Below are 3,393 nucleotides of genomic sequence, written 5' to 3'. Positions count from 1 at the left end.
GCTCAACGCGGCCAAGGCCTGGCCGGCCGCGCCGCGTCCTGTCGCCGCCAACGACCTGTGGCCCGAGCGGGTGATGTCCGGCGACGACGCCGCGCGACGCGACCTCTACAAGTACATCTACGTGCCGCTGCTCAACGCCGGCAACGGGTTGGTCGAAACGCTCTCCAGCTACCTGTCGCTGGGGCATTCGCTGGAGGCCACGGCGCGGGAACTGTTCGTCCACGCCAACACGGTGCGCTACCGGCTGCGCCGGGTGTGCGATGTGACCGGCTGGGATCCGCTGCTGCCGCGGGAGGCCTTCGTGCTGCAGACCGCCCTCGGCGTGGGACGCCTGGTGGCTCCCGCGCGGAGCCCGAAGGACCGCGCGGCGGCTCGGCAGTAGTTGCGCCACCTTGTAGACTTCCTACAAAGCGGTTCGGCGAGCTTCGTGTGCCGAAACACCGTGGAAACCGCCTCCTCTTTGGAAAGCTTGAATACGTGCTTGCAATAGTCTGCCCGGGCCAGGGTTCCCAAACGCCCGGATTCCTCAATCCCTGGCTCGAGGTCCCCGGTGTGCCCGAACACCTCGGACTGCTCAGCGACATCGCCCAGCTGGACCTTCTCACGCACGGCACCGTGTCGGATGAGGAGACCATCAAGGACACCGCCGTCGCCCAGCCGCTGATCGTGGCCGCGGGCCTGCTGGCCGCCCGCGCCCTGACCGCCGATGAGCCCCTCGACCTGTCCACCGTCGTCGCCGGCCACTCGGTAGGTGAGATTACGGCGTCCGCCATCGCCGGCGCGCTGACCGAGAACGATGCCATGAACTTCGTGCGCGAGCGGGCCAACGCCATGGCGCGCGCCGCCGCCCAGACCCCGACCGGCATGAGCGCGGTGCTCGGCGGCGATCCGGACGAAGTGCTCGCCGCGATCGAAGCGGCCGGACTCACCCCGGCCAACGCCAATGGCGGCGGCCAGACGGTCGCCGCCGGCACGCTCGAACAACTGCAGGCGTTCGCCGCGAATCCGCCGGCCAAGGCGCGGGTGATCCCGCTGAAGGTCGCCGGCGCCTTCCACACCGAACACATGGCCCCGGCGGTCAGCGCCCTGGAAACCCTGCGTCCCCAGCTGAAGCCGGCCCTGCCGTCGCTGACCCTGCTCTCCAATTACGACGGCGAACCGGTCTTCGGCGGCGACGAGAACCTGGACAGCCTGATCGCCCAGGTGTCGCGCCCGGTCCGCTGGGACAAATGCATGGAGAAGCTCGTGTCCGTCGGCGTCACCGGACTGCTGGAACTGCCGCCGGCCGGTACGCTGGCCGGGCTGGCGAAGCGCGGCATGAAGGGCGTGGCAACCATGGCCCTGAAGTCGCCGGAAGACCTGGAAGCGGCCCGCGCCTTCATCGCCGAGCACACCGAACAGACCCCCGTCCTGAACAGCACGTCTGGAGAATCCGAGCAGTGAGCACACCCGTCATCCAGCAGACCCCGCTACGCGACTTCACGCGCATCCTGGGCATCGGAGCGTACCGTCCGGACGTCATCGTCACCAACGACGACGTCTGCCAGTGGATCGACTCCTCCGACGAATGGATTCGCCAGCGGACCGGGATCGTCACCCGTCACCGGGCGGACGCCAACACGTCCGTGCTGGACATGGCCGAAGGCGCCGCCAAGGAAGCGATGGCTCAGGCCGGCATCACCGGCGACCAGCTCGGGGCCGTCCTCGTCTCTACCGTCTCCCATCCCTACGCCACGCCGTCGGCCGCCGCGGCCCTGGCCGACCGGATCGGCGCCACCCCGGCTCCCGCCTTCGACATCTCCGCCGCCTGCGCCGGATACTGCTACGGCATCGCGCAGGCCGACGCCCTGGTGCGTTCCGGCACCGCCGACTACGTGCTGGTGGTCGGCGCGGAAAAGCTCTCCGACGTCATCGACAACACCGAGCGGACGATCTCCTTCCTGCTGGGCGACGGCGCCGGCGCCGTCATCGTGGGCCCGTCCGACACCCCGGGCATCAGCAAGCCGGTCTGGGGCTCCGACGGCAGCAAGTGGGACACCATCAGCATGACCCACTCGCTCAACCACGTCCGCGAGCTCTCGCTGGCCGCAGAGGCGGCCGGCTCGCTCTCGGCCGTCTCGGACACCTTCGACGAGACGGACAGCAAGCTCTGGCCCACGCTGCGCCAGGACGGGCCGTCCGTGTTCCGCTGGGCGGTCTGGGAAATGGCGAAGGTAGCCAAGCAGGCGCTCGAGGCGGCCGGCCTGCAGCCCGAGGACCTCGCCGCCTTCGTGCCGCACCAGGCGAACATGCGCATCATCGACGAGATGGTCAAGCAGCTGAAGCTGCCCGAGAGCGTGGTCGTGGCGCGCGACATCGCCGATGCCGGCAACACCTCGGCGGCGTCCATCCCCTTGGCCACGCACCGCCTGTTGCAGGAGAACCCCGCGCTCTCCGGCGGGTTCGCCCTGCAGATCGGCTTCGGCGCCGGGCTGGTCTTCGGCGCGCAGGTCATCGTCCTGCCGTAGACTGCCTTGCGGTAGTCGGGCCTCCCCTACAATCCCACCAGAACCAGGCCGCAGACCGCGGTTTGACACCCCGTCCGGACACCGTCCGGCAGCACAAGAAAAGGAGCCACCATGGCTAGCAACGAAGAAATCCTGGCCGGACTGGCCGAGATCGTCAACGAAGAGACCGGCCTGGCCCCGGAGGCTGTCGAGCTGGACAAGTCCTTCACCGATGACCTGGACATTGATTCCATCTCGATGATGACCATCGTGGTCAACGCCGAGGAAAAGTTCGGCGTGCGCATCCCGGACGAAGAGGTCAAGAACCTCAAGACCGTCGGTGACGCCGTCAACTTCATCGTCAACGCCCAGGCTTAGTTCCGCGCCGCCCGGGGGCTTCCCGGGACTCGGCGGCCGGCGGGTGACCCCCGGTCCGGCCGCCGCACCGGATTTATTGCCCAATCACTATTGAGAGAATGAATCAATGGCACGCAAAGTAGTCATCACCGGCCTCGGCGCCACCACCCCGATCGGCGGCGACGTCCCCACGATGTGGCGGAATGCGCTCAAGGGCGTTTCCGGGGCCCGTACCCTCGAAGATGATTGGGTAGCCCAGTACGAACTGCCGGTGACGTTCGCTGCCCAGGCCAGCAACCGCCCGGACGAAGTACTGACCCGGGTCGAAGCCAAGCGGATGGACCCCTCCACCCAGTTCGCCGTGGTGGCGGCCCGTGAGGCTTGGAAAGACTCCGGCATCGAAGAGGTTGACCACGACCGCCTGGCCGTGGCTTTCGCCACCGGTATCGGCGGCGTGTGGACGCTGCTGGACGCGTGGGACACGCTGCGCGACCGCGGGCCGCGGCGGGTGCTGCCGATGACGGTGCCGATGCTGATGCCGAACGGCCCG

5 protein-coding genes are annotated in these 3,393 nt (G+C 68.4%); all 5 read left to right on the top strand.

The window, feature by feature from the left end; translation table 11 throughout:
- Positions 1-382: PucR family transcriptional regulator (locus tag AC5RUJ_RS12915; protein WP_494155963.1), on the top strand; the 382-nt coding region annotated here is incomplete at its 5' end.
- Between the two features lie 95 nt (positions 383-477).
- The gene (locus AC5RUJ_RS12910) at positions 478-1,443 is read left to right on the top strand and encodes an ACP S-malonyltransferase (RefSeq protein WP_494022937.1); all 966 of its coding nucleotides are present in this window, start codon (positions 478-480) and stop codon (positions 1,441-1,443) included.
- Positions 1,440-2,507, top strand: a complete 1,068-nt coding sequence (locus AC5RUJ_RS12905; RefSeq protein WP_494022936.1) for a beta-ketoacyl-ACP synthase III — start codon at positions 1,440-1,442, stop codon at positions 2,505-2,507. Before AC5RUJ_RS12910 ends, AC5RUJ_RS12905 begins: the two co-directional genes overlap by 4 nt.
- Positions 2,508-2,618: 111 nt before the next feature.
- A complete protein-coding gene (locus tag AC5RUJ_RS12900) occupies positions 2,619-2,864 on the top strand; it encodes an acyl carrier protein (protein WP_136786952.1) in 246 nt (81 codons plus the stop codon).
- Between the two features lie 106 nt (positions 2,865-2,970).
- The coding region (locus tag AC5RUJ_RS12895) for a beta-ketoacyl synthase N-terminal-like domain-containing protein (RefSeq protein ID WP_494155962.1) at positions 2,971-3,393 on the top strand (423 nt) is incomplete at its 3' end.

Source organism: Arthrobacter sp. Y3223164, from assembly GCF_059091005.1.
Note: the sequence above shows the minus strand (reverse complement) of the source record. Positions and strands in the feature narration are given on the sequence as shown.